Consider the following 19,563-nt stretch of genomic DNA (forward strand, 5'->3'; position numbering starts at 1 on the left):
GAGATCGAGATGCGCCTGTCGACCCTGCCCACCGCCTTCGGCGAGAAGCTGGTGATGCGCATCTTCGACCCCGACACCGCGGTCAAGGACCTGGTGCAGCTGGGCTTCACGCCGCACGACGCCGAGCGCTGGGAAGCCATGGTGGCGCGCCCGCACGGCATCATCCTGGTGACCGGACCCACGGGATCGGGCAAGACCACGACGCTGTACTCGACGCTGCGCCGCGTTGCCACCGAGGAGGTCAACGTCTCGACCATCGAGGATCCGATCGAGCGCATCGAGCCGACGCTGAACCAGACCCAGGTGCAGCCGCAACTCGACTTCAGCTTTGCCGAGGGCGTGCGCGCGCTGATGCGGCAGGACCCGGACATCATCATGATCGGCGAGATCCGCGACCTGGAGACGGCCGAGATGGCGGTGCAGGCGGCGCTCACCGGCCACCTGGTGTTCAGCACCCTGCACACCAACGATGCGCCTTCGGCCCTGACGCGCCTGATGGAGCTGGGCGTGCCGTCCTACCTGCTGAACGCGACCATCCTGGGCGTGCTGGCGCAGCGCCTGGTGCGCACCCTGTGTCCGCTGTGCAAGCAGCCCGACGACGAAGGCCGCATGGAGGTACTGGCCGAGGCGGTGCGGCCCTGGAAGATCAACAAGGGTCATTACCGGCCCTACAAGGCAGTGGGCTGCGTGGAGTGCCGCATGACCGGCTACCGCGGCCGCATGGGCATTTACGAACTGCTCACCGTGAGCGAGGCCTTCCGGGCGCTCGTGCACCAGGACGCCGACATGGCGGCGCTGCGCAAGCAGGCGGTGCACGACGGCATGCGGCCGCTGCGCCTGGCGGGCGCGCTGCGCGCGGCCGAGGGCCTGACGACGCTGGAAGAGGTGATCGCGGCGACGCCGCCGCTGGCGTGACCGGCGTGAGCGTGGATCACCACGGCGCGCAGGGATGCCGCGGGGGCAGGGCAGGGAGCCGGTGAAATCCTCGTGGGTGTGATTGCACGCTTTGGCGACAATCCCCGCTGGTTCCACACGCGAGGAGACTGAGCGTGCGCATCAAGAGTCAGAAGGATTTCTGGGCCGGCGTGCTGTATGTGGTGGTGGGCGGCGGCTTTGCCCTGGGCGCGCCCAGCTACACGATCGGCACGGCGGCGCGCATGGGGCCGGGCTATTTCCCGCTCGTGGTCGGCATCCTGCTGGCGATGCTGGGCCTGGTCATCGTGCTGCGCGCGCTCGTGATCCAGACCCCCGATGGGGAACCGGTCGGCCCCTGGGCCTGGCGGCCGCTGGTCTTCATCATCCTGGCCAACTTCCTGTTCGGCATCCTGCTGGGCGGCGTGCCCGCGCTCGGCATTCCGCCGATGGGCGTGATCGTCGCCATCGTCGCGCTGACCCTGGTGTCGGCGCTGGCCGGCAGCGAATTCCGGCTGCGCGAGGTGGCGCTGCTGGCCGCCGTCCTGGCCATCGGCAGCTGGGCCGTGTTCGTGCGGGGCCTGAACCTGCAGCTCCAGGTCTGGCCCGGCTTCATCGCGGGCTGAGTGCCGGGAACGGGACGCCATGGAGCTGTTCGACCACCTCGCGCTCGGGTTCAGCGTCGCCTTCACGATGCAGAACCTGATCTACGCCTTCGTCGGCTGCCTGCTCGGCACGCTGATCGGCGTGCTGCCCGGCGTCGGCCCGGTGGCCACCATCGCCGTGCTGCTGCCGGCCACCTATGCGTTGCCGCCGGTGGCGGCGCTGATCATGCTCGCCGGCATCTACTACGGCGCGCAGTACGGCGGCTCGACCACGGCCATCCTGGTCAACCTGCCGGGCGAGGCCGCATCGGTGGTCACGGTGATCGACGGTTACCAGATGGCGCGCAAGGGGCGCGCCGGGCCGGCCCTGTCGTCCGCGGCGATCGGCTCGTTCGTCGCCGGCTGCTTCGGCACCCTGGTGCTGGCCGGCTTTGCCGTGCCGCTGACCGAGGTGGCGTTCAAGTTCGGCCCCGCCGAATATTTCTCGCTCATGGTGCTGGGCCTGATCGGTGCCGTGGTGCTGGCCTCGGGCTCGCTGCTCAAGGCGATCGGCATGATCGTGCTGGGCCTGCTGCTGGGCCTGGTGGGCACCGACATCAACACCGGCGTGGCGCGCTACAGTTTCGACATCCCGGAGCTCACCGACGGCATCGGCTTCATCGCCATTGCCATGGGCGTTTTCGGCTACGGCGAGATCATCGCCAACCTCGCCGCGGACCAGGGCAGGCGCGAGGTCTTCGAAGTCAGGCTGCAGCACCTCTACCCCAGCAAGGAGGACTGGAAGCTGATGACGCCGGCGATCCTGCGCGGCACGGTGCTGGGTTCGCTGCTCGGCATCCTGCCGGGCGGCGGCGCCGTGCTTTCGGCCTTTGCCGCCTACACGATCGAGAAGAAGACCCGCCTGAAGCCCGGCGAGGTGCCATTCGGCCAGGGCAACATCCGCGGCGTGGCGGCACCCGAATCGGCCAACAACTCGGGCTCGCAGACCTCGTTCATCCCGCTGCTGACGCTGGGCATTCCGCCCAACGCGGTGATGGCGCTGATGGTGGGCGCGATGACCATCCACAACATCCAGCCCGGGCCCCAGGTCATGACCAGCAATCCGGACCTGTTCTGGGGCCTGATCGCCTCGATGTGGATCGGCAACGCCATGCTGGTCATCCTCAACCTGCCGCTGATCGGCATCTGGATCAAGCTGCTCACGGTGCCCTATCGCTGGCTGTTTCCCTCCATCGTGCTGTTCTGCGCCATCGGCGTCTACACCACCAACAACAACACCTTCGACGTCTGGATCATGGGCTGGTTCGGCATCCTGGGCTACGTCTTCCACAAGCTGGCGATGGAGCCGGCGCCGCTGCTGCTCGGCCTGATCCTGGGGCCGATGATGGAAGAGAACCTGCGCCGCGCGCTGCTGCTCTCGCGCGGCGACTGGAGCGTGCTGGTGACGCGGCCGCTGTCGGCCTCGCTGCTGGCCCTGGCCGCGCTGCTCCTGGTGATCGTCGTGCTGCCGGCGGTGAAGCAGGGGCGCGAGCAGGCCTTCGTCGAGGAATGAAGCCGGGTAATGACGGGGAACCGGCGGCTGGCGCCGGCATCACGGCTGGTGGCCCTGTCATTGCAGCGCGGCGAAATCATCCAAAAAACGGCAGTTGGACGCGCTCGCCCAACAGGTGGAGGTGATCGAAGCAGCGGAAGTCAAGGTTCATGCGGCTCTCGTGAAGAAGGCAAGCGATCAACTGCCGTTTTCAGGATCATTCGGCATTTCAGCAAGCGAGTCCGTATGATGCGGGAGCGCCGCACGGTGGCCCTCTCGCGCCGACGGCAGAATGCGGTCCTGTCGCCATGTCCAGTGCACCTGTTCCCCCGCCGGTCGACGCATTCACGCCCGAGCTGCACGCCCGCCTGCACGCCGAGATTCACGCGCGCCCGCCCCAGCCCCTGCACGCGCCGCTGGCGGTGACGCACTGGGTGCAACTGGTGTCCGGTGCGGAACGCGCCGCCAGCCACGCACACCTGGCGGCGCTGCTGGCCGGGCGCGGCCTTGCGCCGCCGGCCGCCGATGCCGCGTTTGCCCAGGCCGACCTGGGCGACTTCAGCGTGCGCTGGGAGCTGCACACGGAGTTCGTTGCCTGGACCTTCTTTCGTCCGCTGCAACCGGCCGACCTCGATGCCTTCGGCGCGGGCGAGCCGCCCAGCGCCGCGGAGCTGGTCCCCGCCGCCTGGCGCCAGGGGCTGCCCGGCCAGGCCCTGACGGGCGTGCAGCTGTGGGCCCTGCCGCGTCACGGCAGCGACGCCGGCGTCCTCCTGCGCCAGTTGTTCCCCGAAGGCTGGGTCACCGGTTCGCTGGTGATCAGCCACAGCTCGGTGCTGCACACCGACCTGCGGCTGCGTGCGGATGGCTGCCTGCGCATGCTGGTGCTGGCCGACGCCGAGGCGCCCACGGGCCAGGTGACGCCGCGTCGCCTGGGGCGGCTGGTGCAGCGCGTGCTGGAGATCGACAGCTACCGCATGGCGGCACTGCTGGGCCTGCCGGCGGCACGTCGCGCGGTGCGCTGGCTGGCCCGGGGCGAGGACGAGCTGGCAGCGCTGACGCAGGCCCTGCGCGGCGCCGAGCGCCCGGACGAGCCGGCGCTGCTGGCGCGGCTGACGCAACTGGCAGCCGAGCTGGAAGGCCTGTACGCGGCGACACACTCGCGCTTTTCCGCCAGCGCGGCCTATGACGAGCTGGTGCGCCAGCGCCTGACGGACATCGCCGAAATGCGACTCGACGGCATGCAGTCGCTGCGCGACTTCCTGGAGCGGCGCCTGGCCCCGGCCATGGCCACCTGCCGCGCCGCCGACCGGCGCCAGGCAGCGCTGTCGGCGCGCATCGCGCGCGTCGGCGACCTGCTGCGCACGCGCGTCGAGGTCGAGCAACAACGCGCCAGCCGTGAGCTGCTGGCGGCGATGAACCGGCGCCAGGGGCTGCAGCTCAAGCTCCAGTCCACCGTCGAAGGGCTGTCGGTCGCGGCCATCACCTACTACGTGGTCGGCCTGGTGGCCTATCTGGCGCGCGGTGCGCAGGGCCTGGGCTGGCCGATCAGCGTCGAGGCCACGGCCGCTGCCGCGGTGCCGGTGGTCGCGCTCGTGGTGTGGGCCGGCATGCGGCGCCTGCACCACCGGATCGCCGATGCCGATCGGCCGCGCACCGACGGCGACGCCTGACTGCCGCCTGACGGCTAAAGGTCCAGCACCAGCCGCCCTGTGCGCGCGCGCGAGACGCAGGTCATCATGCGCTGGCCGGCCTTGCGCTCGGCTGGCGTCAACACGCTGTCGCGATGGTCCAGGTCGCCCGCCAGCACGCCGACCTCGCACGATCCACACAGGCCTTCTTCGCAGTCGCACTGCACATCCACGTTGGCGGCGTGCAGCACCTCCAGCACGGTGCGGTCGGCAGGTACCTGCAATGTCAGCCCGGCGGTCGCCAGTTCGATCTCGAAGGCGCACTCGTGGGCAGGGTCCAGCTTGGGCGCCTTGTTTTCGAAATGCTCGACTCGCAGCGCGTCGGGGCGCCAGCCGGCCTGGTCGACGGCGGCCTGCAGGGCGGCGAGCAGGGTCTCCGGGCCGCAGGCGTGGATCTGGGTCTCGTCGTCGGGGCGCGCCAGCAGCGCGGCCAGGTCGACGCGACCGCCCTCGTCGCTGATGTGCAGGTGCAGGCGCTCGCCATGCAGGGCCTGCAGTTCGCCGGCATAGGCGGCGCGCGCGCGGGTCGAGGCGCTGTAGTGCAACTGGTAGTCGCGCCCCAGCTCCCGCGCGCGCTGGGCCATGGCCATGATGGGCGTGATGCCGATGCCGCCGGCGATCAGCAGCAGCGGGCCGCTGGCCTGCTCGTCCATGTGGAAGTGGTTGCGCGGCCCGCGCAGGCGCAGGATGGCGCCCGGCGTGGCATAGCGGTGCACCCAGGCCGAGCCGCCGCGACTGAGGGCATCGCGCTGGATCGCCAGCTCCCAGTGCTGGCGGTCGTTCAGGTCGCCACAGAGGGAGTATTGACGTGACAATCCGGTATCGCCGCACTCGATGTCCACGTGGGCACCGGGGGTCCACTTGGGCAGGGCGGCACCGGTCGGTGACTTCAGGCGGATCCCGATGATGTCCGGTCCGCTGGCCAGGGTCTCCACCGCCACCACCTCAAGCCGACGCGTCATGCTGGTGGAGACCGGTGCCCCCAGACGAATGGCCTGGTGGAACTTGCGCACGCCTGGATCCTTGCGCTCCGGGTTCTGTGCCGGATCCCATTGCACGAACAGGTTCTGGGGTCCTCGGAAGGCCAGGTTGTGAACGTACTTGAATTCCTGCGGCGCCAGGCGCATGTGCGGCAGCCGGCGTGCCAGTTCGCCGATCATGATCTGCATTTCCATGCGGGCAATGTTCTTGCCCAGGCACTGGTGGACGCCGTAGCCAAAGGACAGGTGGTCGATCATGTTGCTGCGCCGGATGTCGAGCAGCTCCGGTTCATCGAACACCTGTTCGTCGCGGTTGCCTGAGGCCACCACCAGAAGCAGGCGCGCACCTGCAGGAATTTGCACGCCCTCGATTTCGACATCACGCAGTGCGCGCCGGCGCCAGGATGCAATCGGGCCGTTGTAGCGCAGGCACTCCTCGATGGCTGGCGAGATCAGCGCCGGGTCCTCGCGCAGCTCGTTCCAGATCTCGCGGTGCTCCAGCAGGGTCTTGATGGCGTTGGTGGTGGCAAACGAGGTCGATTCATGCGCGGCGACGATGATGGCCATCATCATCGAATGCAGGTAGGAATCGGTGACGACCTCGGGATGGTGCTTCTGTTGGCGGATCGAGTAGCGCATCCAGCCCGGGCCTTCCGGCGTGCGCCGCATCTTCGCCAGGATTTCGCCCGAAAGCTGCCAGAACTTGCCCACGGTGTGGGCGACCTCGATGCGTTCCTCGGGCGTGGGGCGGCCAAAGGCGTTCTTGGTGTGCGCCACTGCGAACTCGTGCATGCGCTCGCGGTCTTCTTCGTCGTCGATACCCAGAAAGTGCAGTGCCACGGTGAACGGTACATGCCATGTCAGGGCCTTGAACAGGTCAACTTCGCCGGCGTCGATGAAGCTGTCGATAGCCTCTGACACAATCTTCCGCACCAGCGGCTCATGCTGGCGCAGGTGGTCGGGCGTGAACGGCTGCATCAGCGCGCGCCGCCGAGCCATGTGCATGGGCTCGTCTTCGTTGACCAGGGTGCGGCTCATGCCATAGTCGTACGACTTGAGCACGGCGGTGGCCTCGTCGCTGGGCGGTGCCAGCGATTCAAGCGCGTTGGAGGGGCTGAAGGTGTGCGGGTCGCGAAAAATATCCTTGATCGCCTGGTGGCGCGTGACCACCCAGTAGTCGATCTTCGGGCTGTAGAACACCGGCATCTGTTCGCGTGCCCAGCGCACCAGCTCCGCCGGGTCTTCGATGTAGGCGTCGGTGAAAGGATCGAATGCGGCGGCCTGGGCGCTGAAAGGGCAGTTGTCGGCATGGGAGTCTGCCGGGGCCTGGGTCGCAGGGCATTGCGGGGTGTCGGTACGAGTCATGGCGGGAACCTTCTGGGCAACTGGGTCACGTCGCTGCTGCGACGTCACTGTCGCAACAGCGCCGCACGCAGGCAGTCAGAGTGCGCGCGCCGGCAGCACCGTGCCGCGGCATTCGCCAAAGCCGATGCGGGCCGCGCCTTCACGCGCGCAATGGCCGCGCAGCACCACGGTGTCGCCGTCCTGCAGCCAGGTGCGGGTTTCGCCATTGGGCAGGGTGAGCGGGTTCTTGCCGCCCGCGGTCAGCTCGATCAGCGCCGCGGCCTGGTCCAGTGACGGGCCCGAGAGGGTCCCCGTGCCCAGCAGGTCGCCGGGCTGCAGGTTGCAGCCGTTCACCGTGTGGTGCGCCACCATCTGGGCGAAGCTCCAGTAGGCGTGGCGGTAGTTGGTGGTGACGATGCGTGCCGCCTCCTGGCCCTGCTCGCGCATGCGCGGCGTCTGCACCAGCACGTCGAGCTCGATGTCGATGGCGCCCTGCTCGCGGTTGAAGCTCGAATCGAGGTAGGCCAGCGGCGCCGGGTCGTCGGCCGCGCGTGCCGGCGGTGCCACGCGGTAGGGCGCCAGCGCCTCCAGGGTGACGATCCAGGGCGAGATCGTGGTGGCGAAATTCTTCGACAGGAACGGGCCCAGCGGCTGGTATTCCCAGGGCTGGATGTCGCGCGCCGACCAGTCGTTGAGCAGGGTGAGGCCGAACACATGGGTCTCGGCCTGCGCCATGGTCACCGGCTCGCCCAGGGCGTTGGCGCTGCCGATGAACACGCCCAGCTCCAGCTCGATGTCCATGCGCTGGCTGGCCTGCACCACGGGCGCGCCGGCATCGGGTGCCCTGGTCTGGCCGACCGGGCGCCGGAAGTCCTGGCCCGACACCACCACGCTCGAGGCGCGACCGTGGTAGCCGATCGGGATCCACTTGTAGTTCGGCATCAGCGGGTTGTCGGGGCGGAACAGGCGGCCGATGTTGGTGGCGTGATGGATCGAGGTGTAGAAGTCGGTGTAGTCGCCGATGCGTGCCGGCACCGTGTACTCGACCGCGTCCTGGGCCACCAGGCAGGGCTCGAGCCGCGTGCGTTCGGCCGCGCCTTCGCGCAGCGCACGCGACAGCGCCAGGCGCAGCGCCGACCAGGCGGGCGCGCCCAGCGCCATGAAGGCGTTCAGGCTGTCGCCGGCAGCCGCCTGCAGCGCTTGCGCTGCCGCGCCGGTGATGGCGCCGGTACGGGCCGCCGTGCCCAGGTCCAGCACCTGGTCGCCGATGGCCACGCCGCCGCGCCAGGCTTCGCTGCTGCCGGTGCGGCGAAACACCGCGAACGGCAGGTTCTGGATCGGGAAGTCGGTGTCGTGGCCGTTGGCCGAGGCCACCCAGCTGCGCAGGGCGGGATCGTGAGTCTCGTTCAGCGTCATGGGGTCTTGCCTCTCTTGTCAGCGCTGGTTCGGGTTGAAGTATTTCTTGAAGCCCTGCCAGACCTTGTAGTAGTCCTGCTGGCGCTGCGGCGACTCCAGCGCCGCGCGCGTCGGGCAGATCATCTCCGGCGTCTCGAACATGAAGGCGAGCTGGTCGGTGATGTAGTCGGGCTTGGAGATGTCGGCATGGCTGGCCTTCTCGAAGGTTTCCACGTCCGGGCCGTGCGCCGTCATGCAGCTGTGCAGCGACGAGGCGCCGGCCGGAAAACCCGAGGCCTTGGCGTCGTAGACGCCGTGGATGTTGCCCATGAACTCGCTGGCGATGTTGCGGTGCAGCCAGGGTGGGCGGAAGGTGTCGATCATGGCCAGCACGCGCGGCGCGAACACCACGAAGTCCAGCGTGTCCACGCCAGGCGTGGCGCTGGGCGCGTGCAGCACTAGGAAGATGGAGGGGTCGGGGTGGTCGTAGGTGATGGAGCCGACGGCGTTGAAGCGGCGCAGGTCGTACTTGTAGGGTGCGCTGGTGCCGTGCCAGGCGACCACGTCCAGCGGCGAGTTGCCGATGGGTGCCTTCCAGAAGTGGCCGCCGAACTTGGCCACGATCTCGAAGTCGCCCTCCACGTCCTCGTAGGCCGCCACCGGCGTGAGGAAATCGCGCGGATGCGCCAGGCCGTTGGAACCGATCACGCCCAGCGTGGGCAGCACCAGGTGGTGGCCGCGGTTCTCGCACACCCAGCCGCGCGCGCTGCCGTCCAGCAGGCGCACCTGGAAGCGCACGCCACGCGGAATGACGGCGATCTCGGAGGGCCCGATCTCCAGCACGCCCAGTTCGGTGGCCAGCTCCAGCCGGCCCTGCTGCGGCACGATCAGCAACTCGCCGTCGGCGTCGTAGAAATAGCGCTTGTCCATCGACCGGTTGGCCGCGTAGATGTTGATGCTGGTGGTGGCGCTCACGCCCATCGTCGTCATGCCGTCGATGAAGTCCAGCGCGTCGCTGGTGGGAATGGGCGTGGGGTCCCAGCGCAGCCGGTTGGGCGGCGGCGGCACGTCGTCCGGCTGGGTGCGCCAGAGCCGGCCGGCATCGCAGGGCTCGAACGCGCCATGCACCGCGCCAGGGCGGATGCGATAGAGCCAGGTGCGCCGGTTGGCGTGGCGCGGCGCCGTGAAGGCGGTGCCGCTGAGCTGTTCCACGTAGAGGCCGTACGGTGCCTGCTGCGGCGAATTTCCGAGGTCGGGCAGGGCGCCTGGCAGCGCCTCGGTGGCAAATTCGTTGCCGAAGCCGCTCATGTAGTCCAGGGGTTTCTTTTCAGCCATCGATGGTCTCCGTTCGTGAATGAATATCCTGTATTTTTGATGCACAGGAGGAGACCGGGTTGCCGTGTCTGCTGCGGCTTCATCCATGTCTCCTCGTCGCGTATCGGCCGGAATTCACGGTTCGTGCATGCCACGTGAGAGTCTCGGTCCCGAGTCTGTTGCGCTTTCACTGGGTGCACAACGCCCGGTTCGATTGTTGATTGAAGCATGATCTACTCCGTTAGACAAACGGATAATTCTTATAGGTTTATTGGATGAAGTGATGAATATCACCTTGCGCCAGTTGCGGGCCTTCGTTGCCGTGGTGCGCACGAGCAGCTTCACGGAGGCTGCGACGCGCCTGCACATCACGCAAAGCGCGCTCAGCGGCCTGGTCAGGCAGCTCGAGAGCGAACTGGGGGTGGAGTTGGTGCACCGCACCACGCGCCGCATCGAGCTGTCGCAGGTGGGCGCCGATTTCCTGCCCCTGGTCGAGCGCATCCTGGGGGACCTGGACCGTGCGCTGACGTCGATCGCCGACCTGAAGTCGCTCAATGCGGGCCAGGTGCGCATCGCCGTGCCCCAGCTCATCGCCTGCACGCTGCTGCCCGAGTCGGTGGCCGCGTTTGCCGAGCTGCACCCGAAGGTCGAGGTACTGGTCACCGACTCGGAGGTCGAGGCGGTGTCGTCGCGCGTGCTGGCAGGTGACGTGGACCTGGGCGTGGGCCCGGAGCGCGCGCCCAGCCCCGAGCTGCTGGCGCGGCCGATGCTGGACATGCAGTTCCATGCCGTGCTGCCCGCCGGCCATGTGCTGGCGGCCGGACCGGAGGTGCGCTGGGCCGAGCTGGTGCGCGAGCCCGTGATCTCGCTGCGCGGCCAGTACACGCGCCTGCTGCGCGCCGAATTGCTGCGCGAGGCGACCGGCGTCGTGCTGGAGCCAGTGCACGAGGTGGCCTTCATGACCACGGCCTTCGCCATGACGGCCGCCGGGCTCGGGGTGACCACGGGCATGCCGTATGCCCAGCCCCTGATCGAGCAGCTGGGCCTGCAGATGCGCCCACTGGTCGAGCCGGCGATCCGGCGGCGCTTCTACCTTTATTCCCGCGCCGGGCGCGAGCTCGGCCCTGCCGCGCAGCGCTTTGCCGACTTCCTGCTGGCGCGCGCGGCCCGGCGCGGCTGGAACGCGCTTGCCGCTGACGCGATCCGCAATGCCCGCAAGCGTGCATGACCCGGCGCCGAGCGGGGACAATCGCGGTCTTGCCCTGGCGCACCCTGCCACCGGCCGACGTCGGCCAGGGCGCCGGTGGATGCCTCGTCATCCGCGCCCTTTCCCGCTTCACTTGCCGCAAAGGACAACATGGATCCCAAGCTCCACATCATCATCAGCAGCACCCGCCCCGGTCGCGTCGGCCCGGCGGTGGGACGCTGGTTCCATGAACTTGCGCGCCGGCATGGCGGTTTCGACGCCGAGCTGGTGGACCTGATCGACTTCCATCTGCCGCTCTACGACGAGGCCGTGCATCCGCGCATGCAGCAGTACGAGCACGAGCACACGCGACGCTGGAGCGCCAGCGTGGACGCGGCCGATGCCTTCGTCTTCGTGATGCCGGAATACAACTACAGCCCGCCGCCGGCGCTGGTCAACGCACTGGCCTACGTCACGCGTGAGTGGCACTACAAGCCGGCCGGCTTCGTCGGCTACGGCGCCGGCTTCTCGGGCGGCCTGCGTGCCGTGCAGGCGGCGCGCCTGCACGTGACCACGCTCTAGGTGATGCCCATGGTCGAGTGCGTGGCCATCCCGACCATAGCGAGCCATCTGGACCAGCAGGGCGCGTTCCGCTCCACCGAGGTGATCGATGCCGCCGCGACCGGCCTGCTCGACGAGCTGCGGCGCTGGGCCGTGGCGCTCAAGCCGATGCGTGCCTGAGGATCGGGGCCGTGGCGCGCCCGTCGCGCCACCGCCAGCCGCGCCGACCCCATGAACCCGAGAACCAGCGGCCTGCTGTTTGCCGCGCTGGGCGCGGTCGGCTTTTCCGGCAAGGCCATCGTCGTCAAGCTGGCCTACCGCTACGGCGTCGACGCCATCACGCTGCTGATGTACCGCATGCTGATGGCGCTGCCGTTCTTCCTGTTCATGGCCTGGTGGGGCGGGCGCGGCCGGCCGGCGCTGGCGCGGTCGGAACGCTGGGCCGTGCTGGGCCTGGGCTTTTGCGGCTACTACCTGGCCAGCATGCTCGACTTCCTGGGCCTGCAATACATCACGGCCAGCCTGGAGCGGCTGATCCTCTACCTCACCCCGACGCTGGTGCTGCTCTACGGCTGGGCGCTGCGCGGCCGCCCGATCACGCTCGGGCATCTGCTGGCCACGGCGGTCGGCTACGGCGGCGCCCTGCTGGTGTTCCGCGTCGAGCTGCATGGCATGCCGGGCAGCGCCACCGCCTGGGGCGCGTTCTGGGTGTTCCTGTCGGCGGCCTCGTACGCGCTCTACCTGTTCTTCAGCGGCGAGTTCGTTGCCCGCATCGGCAGCCTGCGCCTGGTGGGCCTGGCCTCCACCGTGGCCAGCCTGTGCTGCATCGCCCACTTCCTGCTGTTCAACCCCTGGGCGTCGGCGCGCGTGGCCGAGCCGGTGCTGTGGCTGTCGCTGCTCAACGCTACGCTGTGCACGGCGGTGCCGGTGCTGCTGGTGATGATCGGCGTCGAGCGCGTCGGTGCCGGCCTGGCGGCGCAGGTCGGCATGATCGGACCGCTGTCGACCATCGTCATGGGTATCGTGCTGCTGGGCGAGCCCTTCACGCCGGCGCTGGTGGCGGGCACTGCGCTGGTGCTGGTCGGGGTCTATCTGTTCAGCCGGGCGGGGCGGCGCGTCGGTTAGGCTTGTTGTTTCTGGGCGGAACTGGAGAGCGCGACATGGATCTCGGAATTGCCGGCAAGTGGGCGCTGGTGTGCGGCGCCAGCAAGGGGTTGGGCCACGGCTGCGCGCAGGCGCTGGCACGCGAGGGCGTCAACGTGGTGCTGGTGGCGCGCCGTGCCGAGGTGCTGGAGCAGGCCGCGGCTGCGCTGCGCACCGAGTCCGGCGTGCAGGTGCTGGCCGTCGCCACCGACATCACCACACCGGAGGGCCGTGCGCAGGCGCTGGCGGTGCACCCGGACCTCGACATCGTGGTCACCAATGCCGGCGGGCCGCCCATGGGCAACTTCCGCGACTGGGATCGCGAGGCCTGGATCAAGGCCGTGGACGCCAACATGCTGACCCCGATCGAGCTCATCAAGGCCAGCCTCGACGGCATGCTCGCCCGCGGCTTCGGCCGCATCGTCAACATCACCTCGAGCGCGGTGAAGGCGCCGATCGACATCCTCGGCCTGTCCAACGGCGCGCGCTCGGGACTGACGGGCTTCATCGCCGGACTGGCGCGCAATCCCGAGGTGGCGGCGCGCGGCGTGACCATCAACAACCTGCTGCCGGGCAAGTTCGACACCGATCGCCTGGCCAGCATCATGCAGAACGTGGCCAGCCAGAATGGCCAGACGCTGGCGCAGGCGCGTGCCGCGCAGGCCAAGCCCATCCCGGCCGGGCGCCTGGGCACGCCCGAGGAGTTCGGCGCGATGTGCGCCTTCCTGTGCAGCCTTCAGGCCGGCTACCTCACGGGCCAGAACGTGCTGCTCGACGGCGGGCTCTATCCGGGCACCTTCTGATCGCCGCCAGGCAGAAAACCCACCGGCGGGATGGGCTTGCGCGTGACGGGGCCGCTGCGGCGGGCCGGGCGCAAAATGGCTGCGGTTGATGGTTCCAGGAGCAGTCAATGACGGACAGGCATCAGGCGGCCGGGCCGGGCGCGCCGACGCAGGCGGCGCACATGCGGGCGGCCATTCATGGCGCGGTGGCGCTGGCGCCGCAGTTCCTGCGCGGCGAACTGGCGGCCGAGAAGATGGCGCAGGCAATGATCGATGCCGCGCGCCAGGGGTCGCAGCCGGTGCCGGGTGCCGCCAGCGGCGAATCGGACGATCACCTGCGCCACGTCCTGGCCGAGCTCTACGGCTGCGGCTCCGGCTATCTGGCTGGGCGCTGCGACGCGGCCTGAGTCGGACGCACCATGACCTGGATGGTCGGGAAGTTCGGCAACCAGTGAGCGGGCAGGCGCGCGGCACAACGCATCAGCGCCGCGACGATGCCCAGATTCCCAGCGCGATCAGCGCGAACGCCGCGCCATGGAACGGGTGCGGCCACTCGCCCAGGAACAGCGCCGACAGGATGGCGGCAAACACGGGCGCGAGGTTGTAGAACACGCCTGCCAGCGCCGGCCCGCCGCGCTGCACGCCCAGGCCCCAGCAGCGGTAGGCGACGATGGCCGGGCCGATGGCGACGAAGGCCAGCGTGGCCGCGAGCGGCCAGCCCCAGCGGACCGGTGCAGCGCCCCAGGCCCACTCGCCCGCAGCAAACAGGCCCGACCAGCCGACGCCGTAGGTCACCTGCGCGAGCAGCAGCGCGGCCCAGTCGGCGCGCAGGCGCGGGGGATCATCGGGGCGTGGCAGCAGCAGCCACGAGTACCAGGCCCACAGGATGGTGGCGATCAGCATCAGCACGTCGCCCGGCACCAGGCGCCAGTGCACCAGTTGTCGCCACTCGCCGCCCGTGAGCACCACCAGCACGCCGGCGATCGACAGCCCCATGCCCGCCAGTTGCGCGCGGTTGATGGTGGCGCCGAAGAACGCACGCCCCAGCACCAGCATCCACAGCGGCAGGGTCGAGGCCACCAGCACGACGTTCATCGGCGTGGAGGTGTGCAGCGCGAGGTACTGCAGGCTGTTGTAGCAACCCACGCCCAGCAGGCCGAGCAGGGCGTAGTGGCGCCAGCCGGACCAGATCGGGCTGCCCGGGCGCAGCACCCAGGGCGCCAGCGGCAACAGCAGCACGAAGGCCACGGCCCAGCGCAGGAAGTTCAGCATCATGGGCGGCACCAGGTCCACCACCAGCCGGCCGACCACGGCATTGCCCGCCCACAGCAGTGGTGGCGTCGCGAGCAGGATGGCGTTGGTGGGGGTCAGGCGCATGGGTGCTGGGGTGGGGCGCAAGGACATCGTCCCCGCGGTCCGCGGCCTGGCGGCAGGCGTGGCACCATCGGCGGAGGCCATGAGCTTAAACGAGAGGAGATCGCCATGCCGCTTGCCGTGCAGATCGCCCGCCAGGGCGGGCCCGAGGAGATGAAGCTGGTCGAGGTCGCCGTCGGTGATCCCGGCCCCGGCGAGGTGCGCATCCGCCACCATGCGATTGGCCTGAACTTCATCGACGTCTACCAGAGGAGCGGCCTGTATCCATTGCCGACCCCGCTCACCCTGGGCATGGAAGGCGCGGGCGTGATCGAGGCCGTGGGGCCGGGCGTGGCGCATCTCGCGCCGGGCGATCGCGCCGCCTACACCAGCCAGCCGCCTGGCAGCTACAGCGAGCTGCGGGTGATGCCGGCCACCGCGGTCTGCAAGCTGCCCGACGCGATCGACTTCGACACCGGCGCCGCCATGATGCTCAAGGGCCTGACGGTGCAGTACCTGCTGCGCCGCACCCTGCCGGCCGAAGGCCTGGAGCCGGGCGATCACATCCTCTGGCACGCCGCCGCCGGCGGCGTCGGGCTGATCGCCTGCCAGTGGGCGCGCGCGCTGGGCTATCGCCTGATCGCCACCGCCGGCTCGGCGGAGAAGTGCGCGCTGGCGCTCGCCAACGGCGCCGACGTCGCGATCAACTACAGGACCGAGGATTTTGCCGCGCGGGTGGCCGAGATCACCGGAGGGCGCGGCGTCAAAGTGGTCTACGACTCGGTCGGCAAGGACACCTGGGAGGGTTCGCTCCGGTGCCTGCGCCCGTTCGGCCTGATGGCGAGCTTTGGCAACGCCAGCGGCGCCGTGCCACCATTCACGCTGGCGCAGCTGGCCGGCAAGGGACTGTACGTCACGCGCCCGTCCATCTACACCCACATCGCCACGCGCGAGCGCTGCCAGCAGATGGCCGACGATCTGTTCGGCATGGTGACGAGCGGCAAGGTGAAGATCCACATCGACCAGCGCTTCCCGCTGGCTGAAGTGCAGGCAGCCCATCGCGCGCTGGAAGCCCGGCAGACGACGGGTTCGACGATCCTCACGCCAGGGAAGGACAGGACACCGTGAATGATCCCAAAAACGGCAGTTGACCGCTTGCCTTCTTCACGAGAGCCGCATGAACCTTGACTTCCGCTGCTTCGATCATCTCCACCTGTTGGGCGAACGCGTCCAACTGCCGTTTTTTGGATGATTTCAAGGAGCGAGGCTCTGCAATTCGATCGCAGTGGCAGCGCTACCCGGAAGGTTCGCCTGATTCGGCGGACTGACAGGCATGCCGCGCTTCGAGGTCTTTCGCTGCCCAGATCGTTCTGTCGCTCACGACTTCTGCCTCGATGTCCAGGGCGATCGGGTGACCACCGCCACGCGCTGGTGCATTCCGTTGCGACGTGTGGGAAGCAACAGGCCGGTGATGCAGCGTGCACAGAGCACGCTCGTGATTGATGGCCAAGACCATGTCTCGGATACGCCGAGCGTGCTCGGGGTCTCCGCGTCGCTGCTCCGTCAGCCGATGCGGCGGCTGACCGCATTCGAGCAGGCCGTGGTCGAGGCCTGCATCGAATTCATGCCGCGCGGCCACTGACGCGCCTCAAGCCGCCAGCCGCCGCCCCCAGCGCGTATGCGGCAGGGTCAGTGCCGCCAGCGCGATCATGATCGCCAGCGTGATGGCACCGCGCACCACCAGGATGACCCAGATGCTGGCGCCCAGCGCGGCGATCAGCAGCGTGTCCTCGATCACGCTGTGGAACAGCGACAGCCAGCACGTCGCCAGCAGCAGGGTGCGGCGGCTGTAGTGTTCGCGCTGGCTGGCGTCGATGATGAGCGCGCCGCCGTAGGTCAGGCCCATCAGCAGGCCGACGGTGGTGAGCGGCGCGGCGTGCGCTTCCAGGCCGGTCAGCCGCAGTACCGGGTCCAGCAGGCGCGTGAACAGGCGCGTCGCGCCCATCCATTCCAGCGCATCGAGCAGCAGCACGAGCGCGATGATGATGAGCCAGATCATCCCCATCGACTGCGCGGTGGCGAGCAGCCAGCCCCCGGCGTCGGGCGTGCCGCCGCCAGCGCTGCCGACGCCTTGCAGCCAGGCCAGAGACACCGGTTGCTGCAACCAGTCCGCGAGCTGGCAGGTCCACGTCACGGCGGCGCCGAAGCCGGCGCCGACCAGCAGGCGCAGGCTGCCGGTGAGCAGGGCGCTGCCGCCGGCCTTGCGCACGATGGCCTGCTCGGTCGGCAGGTTGTGCGCGAACAGCATCATCGCGCCCAGCGCGCTCGTCTGCGCCACGCTGAGCTGCAGGTCACTGGCCAGCGTGGCGACGATGGCGATGCCGCCGTACAGATTGGTGAGCACCGTCGTGGCCCAGATGATGGCGGCCTCGGGCGGCAGCCCGAGCATGCCCATCACCGGTGCCAGCCCCCGCCCCGCCAGCGCCACCAGCCCGAGCCGCTCGGCCACGTAGACCGCCAGCATCACCGGCAGCATGATCTTCGCAACGGTGGCGAACATGCGCGTGGCGCGCCGCAGCAGCTCGGCCGGATAGCGCAGGACGGGCGCGGTCATGGCGATGGGGGCGGGCGCTCGCTTCAGCGGCGCCGCATGCGCAGCAACTCGTCCAGGACCAGCCCGATCGCGCCCGCCGTGATGGCTGCATCGGCCAGGTTGAAGGCCGGGAAGTGGCCGCGGTAGAACAGCGGTTCCAGCAGCGGCCAGTGGAAGTCCAGGTAGTCGACCACGTAGCCGTGCACCAGCCGGTCGATCAAATTGCCGACGGCGCCGGCCAGGATCAGCGTCAGCGACAGGGCAAACAGCTTCTGCCCCGCGTGGCCGCGCAGCAGCCAGACGATGAAGGCACTGGCCGCGAGTGCCAGCGCCACGAAGAACCAGCGCTGCCAGCCGCCGGCGCCGGCGAGGAAGGAGAACGCGGCCCCGGTGTTGTGCGCGCGCACGATGTTGAAGAAGCCTGTGACCGGCGTGGCGTCGCCGAGCTGGTAGTGGCCGACGATCCACCACTTGACGAACTGGTCCAGCGCCACGACCAGCGCGGCCAGCGCCAGCCAGGAACCCGGCCGCGCGCCGGGAGTCGTCGTGAGCGTCACGGCGTCAGGCGACCACGCGGACCTCGCCGCTGCCGTGGAGGTTGCTGACGCAGCGGCCGCAGATGGTGGGATGCGCAGGATCGGCGCCGACGTCGGCGCGCCAGTGCCAGCAGCGCTCGCACTTGCGGTCGCCGGAGGCGTGCACCTCGACCTGCAGCGCGTCGCCGGCGTGCAGCCGGGCCACCGAGGTGATGAGCACGAAGCGCAGGTCGTCGCCCAGGCTGGCCAGCAGGGCGTGGTCCTGCGGCGCCGCGGTGAGGTCGACGTTGGCCTGCAGCGACGATCCGATCACGCCCTGTTCGCGCTGCACCTCGATTTCCTTGTTGACCTGCTCGCGGATCGCGCGGATGCGCGCCCACCTGGCCAGCAACGTCGTGTCGGGTGCGTCGAAGCGCCAGAACTCCTCCAGGAAGATCGAGTCGCTCGCGCCGACCAGCTTCCAGGCCTCCTCGGCGGTGAAGCTGAGGAACGGCGCCATCCAGCGCAGCAGCGCCTGGGTCAGCTGCCACAGCGCGGTCTGGGCGCTGCGGCGCGCCAGCGAGTCGGGCGCCGTGGTGTAGAGCCGGTCCTTCAGCACGTCGAGGTAGAAGCCGCCCAGGTCTTCCGAGCAGAACAGCTGCAGCTTGGCGACCACCGGGTGGAACTCGTAGACCTCGTAGTGAGCCAGCACCTCGGCCTGGAATTCGGCCGCGCGCGCCAGCAGCCAGCGGTCCAGCTCCAGCATCCGGTCGGCCGGCACGGCGTCCTTCTTCGGATCGAAGTCGCTGGTGTTGGCGAGCAGGAAGCGCAGCGTGTTGCGGATGCGGCGGTAGCTGTCGACCACGCGCGCCAGGATCTTCTCGTCGATGCCGATGTCGCCCGAGTAGTCGCTCGCAGCGACCCACAGGCGGATGATCTCGGCGCCGAGCTTCTCGCTCGTGACCTGGGGCGCGACCGCGTTGCCCAGGCTCTTGCTCATCTTGCGGCCCTGGCCGTCCACCGTGAAGCCGTGCGTGAGCAGGCTGCGGTAGGGCGCGCGGCCGCGGATGGCGCTGGCCAGCAGCAGCGAGGAATGGAACCAGCCGCGGTGCTGGTCGTGGCCCTCCAGGTACATGTCGGCCTCGGGGCCGCTCTCGTGGTGCTCCTGGGGGTGCGTGCCGCACAGCACGTGCCAGAAGGTCGAGCCGGAGTCGAACCACACCTCCAGGATGTCGCTGCTCTTGCTGTAGTGCTGGGCGTCCTCGGGCCCGAGAATCTCCTCGGCCGTCACGCGGCTCCAGGCCTCGATGCCGCCTTGCTCCACGATGTCGGCCGCCTGGTCCAGGATCTCCATGGTGCGCGGGTGCAGCGCCTCGGTTTCCTTGTGCAGGAAGAACGGGATCGGCACGCCCCAGGCGCGCTGGCGGCTGATGACCCAGTCGGGGCGGCCCGCGATCATGTCGCGCAGTCGCGCCTGGCCGGAGTGCGGGTAGAACGCCGTCTGCTCGATCGCGCGCAGCGCCGTGGTGCGCAGCGTCTCGGGCGCCTTGTCGCTGGTGAACACGCCCTCGCCCTCGTCCATGCGCACGAACCATTGCGAGGCGGCGCGGTAGATCACGGGCGACTTGTGGCGCCAGCAGTGCGGGTAGCTGTGGTCCAGC

Annotated in this window: 20 protein-coding genes; 13 read left to right on the forward strand and 7 right to left on the reverse strand. The window is 69.3% G+C overall.

Annotated features, from left to right (window positions below):
* From PKA16_RS13460 to PKA16_RS13480, 5 genes are all read left to right on the forward strand, one after another.
* Positions 1-915, forward strand: a 915-nt coding sequence (locus PKA16_RS13460; RefSeq protein ID WP_324403915.1) for a GspE/PulE family protein, incomplete at its 5' end; no start/stop codon positions are given.
* Positions 916-1,049: 134 nt separating this feature from the next.
* Entirely contained in the window at positions 1,050-1,538 is a 489-nt protein-coding gene (locus PKA16_RS13465) for a tripartite tricarboxylate transporter TctB family protein (RefSeq protein ID WP_324403917.1), read from the forward strand.
* Between the two features lie 19 nt (positions 1,539-1,557).
* Positions 1,558-3,069, forward strand: a complete 1,512-nt coding sequence (locus tag PKA16_RS13470) for a tripartite tricarboxylate transporter permease (protein ID WP_324403919.1) — start codon at positions 1,558-1,560, stop codon at positions 3,067-3,069.
* 94 nt (positions 3,070-3,163) lie between these two features.
* Positions 3,164-3,298 (forward strand): hypothetical protein, encoded by a 135-nt coding sequence (locus PKA16_RS13475; RefSeq protein WP_324403921.1) that lies wholly within the window; start codon positions 3,164-3,166, stop codon positions 3,296-3,298.
* A gap of 58 nt (positions 3,299-3,356) precedes the next feature.
* Positions 3,357-4,718, forward strand: a complete 1,362-nt coding sequence (locus PKA16_RS13480; RefSeq protein WP_324403923.1) for a DUF3422 domain-containing protein — start codon at positions 3,357-3,359, stop codon at positions 4,716-4,718.
* A 14-nt stretch (positions 4,719-4,732) separates the two neighbouring features.
* Here the strand turns inward: PKA16_RS13480 and PKA16_RS13485 are convergent, their stop codons facing one another.
* The 3 genes from PKA16_RS13485 to hmgA form a co-directional block, all read right to left on the reverse strand.
* A complete protein-coding gene (locus PKA16_RS13485; protein ID WP_324403925.1) occupies positions 4,733-7,081 on the reverse strand; it encodes a cytochrome P450/oxidoreductase in 2,349 nt (782 codons plus the stop codon).
* Positions 7,082-7,156: 75 nt separating this feature from the next.
* Positions 7,157-8,476, reverse strand: a complete 1,320-nt coding sequence (gene fahA, locus PKA16_RS13490) for a fumarylacetoacetase (protein WP_324403927.1) — start codon at positions 8,474-8,476, stop codon at positions 7,157-7,159.
* Between the two features lie 18 nt (positions 8,477-8,494).
* Complete coding sequence (gene hmgA / locus PKA16_RS13495; protein WP_324403929.1) at positions 8,495-9,790, reverse strand: homogentisate 1,2-dioxygenase; 1,296 nt, start codon at positions 9,788-9,790, stop codon at positions 8,495-8,497.
* A gap of 262 nt (positions 9,791-10,052) precedes the next feature.
* On the opposite strand from hmgA, the gene PKA16_RS13500 reads away from it, so the two are divergent.
* From PKA16_RS13500 to PKA16_RS13525, 6 genes are all read left to right on the forward strand, one after another.
* The gene (locus tag PKA16_RS13500; protein ID WP_324403931.1) at positions 10,053-10,997 is read left to right on the forward strand and encodes a LysR family transcriptional regulator; all 945 of its coding nucleotides are present in this window, start codon (positions 10,053-10,055) and stop codon (positions 10,995-10,997) included.
* Positions 10,998-11,126: 129 nt separating this feature from the next.
* Positions 11,127-11,537, forward strand: a complete 411-nt coding sequence (locus PKA16_RS13505) for an NAD(P)H-dependent oxidoreductase (protein ID WP_324403933.1) — start codon at positions 11,127-11,129, stop codon at positions 11,535-11,537.
* 3 nt (positions 11,538-11,540) lie between these two features.
* Positions 11,541-11,696, forward strand: coding sequence for a hypothetical protein (locus PKA16_RS13510; protein ID WP_324403935.1), 156 nt, complete (start codon positions 11,541-11,543; stop codon positions 11,694-11,696).
* Positions 11,697-11,747: 51 nt separating this feature from the next.
* Positions 11,748-12,641: a DMT family transporter gene (locus PKA16_RS13515; RefSeq protein ID WP_324403937.1), complete on the forward strand. Its 894-nt coding sequence runs from the start codon at positions 11,748-11,750 to the stop codon at positions 12,639-12,641.
* Positions 12,642-12,676: 35 nt separating this feature from the next.
* A complete protein-coding gene (locus PKA16_RS13520) occupies positions 12,677-13,462 on the forward strand; it encodes an SDR family oxidoreductase (RefSeq protein ID WP_324403939.1) in 786 nt (261 codons plus the stop codon).
* A 107-nt stretch (positions 13,463-13,569) separates the two neighbouring features.
* Positions 13,570-13,848, forward strand: a complete 279-nt coding sequence (locus PKA16_RS13525) for a hypothetical protein (RefSeq protein ID WP_324403941.1) — start codon at positions 13,570-13,572, stop codon at positions 13,846-13,848.
* Between the two features lie 73 nt (positions 13,849-13,921).
* Here PKA16_RS13525 and PKA16_RS13530 read toward each other — a convergent pair whose 3' ends face one another.
* Positions 13,922-14,818: a DMT family transporter gene (locus PKA16_RS13530; protein WP_324403943.1), complete on the reverse strand. Its 897-nt coding sequence runs from the start codon at positions 14,816-14,818 to the stop codon at positions 13,922-13,924.
* Positions 14,819-14,923: 105 nt separating this feature from the next.
* Here PKA16_RS13530 and PKA16_RS13535 point away from each other — a divergent pair, with 105 nt between their 5' ends.
* Together PKA16_RS13535 and PKA16_RS13540 are read left to right on the forward strand one after the other, a co-directional pair.
* A complete protein-coding gene (locus tag PKA16_RS13535) occupies positions 14,924-15,922 on the forward strand; it encodes a quinone oxidoreductase (RefSeq protein WP_324403945.1) in 999 nt (332 codons plus the stop codon).
* A gap of 205 nt (positions 15,923-16,127) precedes the next feature.
* Complete coding sequence (locus PKA16_RS13540; protein ID WP_324403947.1) at positions 16,128-16,436, forward strand: CcdB family protein; 309 nt, start codon at positions 16,128-16,130, stop codon at positions 16,434-16,436.
* A 6-nt stretch (positions 16,437-16,442) separates the two neighbouring features.
* Here PKA16_RS13540 and PKA16_RS13545 read toward each other — a convergent pair whose 3' ends face one another.
* From PKA16_RS13545 to PKA16_RS13555, 3 genes are all read right to left on the reverse strand, one after another.
* Positions 16,443-17,408, reverse strand: a complete 966-nt coding sequence (locus PKA16_RS13545; RefSeq protein WP_324403949.1) for a hypothetical protein — start codon at positions 17,406-17,408, stop codon at positions 16,443-16,445.
* Positions 17,409-17,431: 23 nt separating this feature from the next.
* Positions 17,432-17,944, reverse strand: a complete 513-nt coding sequence (gene lspA, locus PKA16_RS13550) for a signal peptidase II (protein WP_324403951.1) — start codon at positions 17,942-17,944, stop codon at positions 17,432-17,434.
* 4 nt (positions 17,945-17,948) lie between these two features.
* On the reverse strand, positions 17,949-19,563 hold a 1,615-nt coding region (locus PKA16_RS13555; RefSeq protein ID WP_324403953.1), incomplete at its 5' end, for a class I tRNA ligase family protein.

Origin of the sequence: Ottowia sp., from assembly GCF_035325765.1 — a bacterium.
Classification (GTDB): Bacteria; Pseudomonadota; Gammaproteobacteria; order Burkholderiales; family Burkholderiaceae_C; genus Ottowia.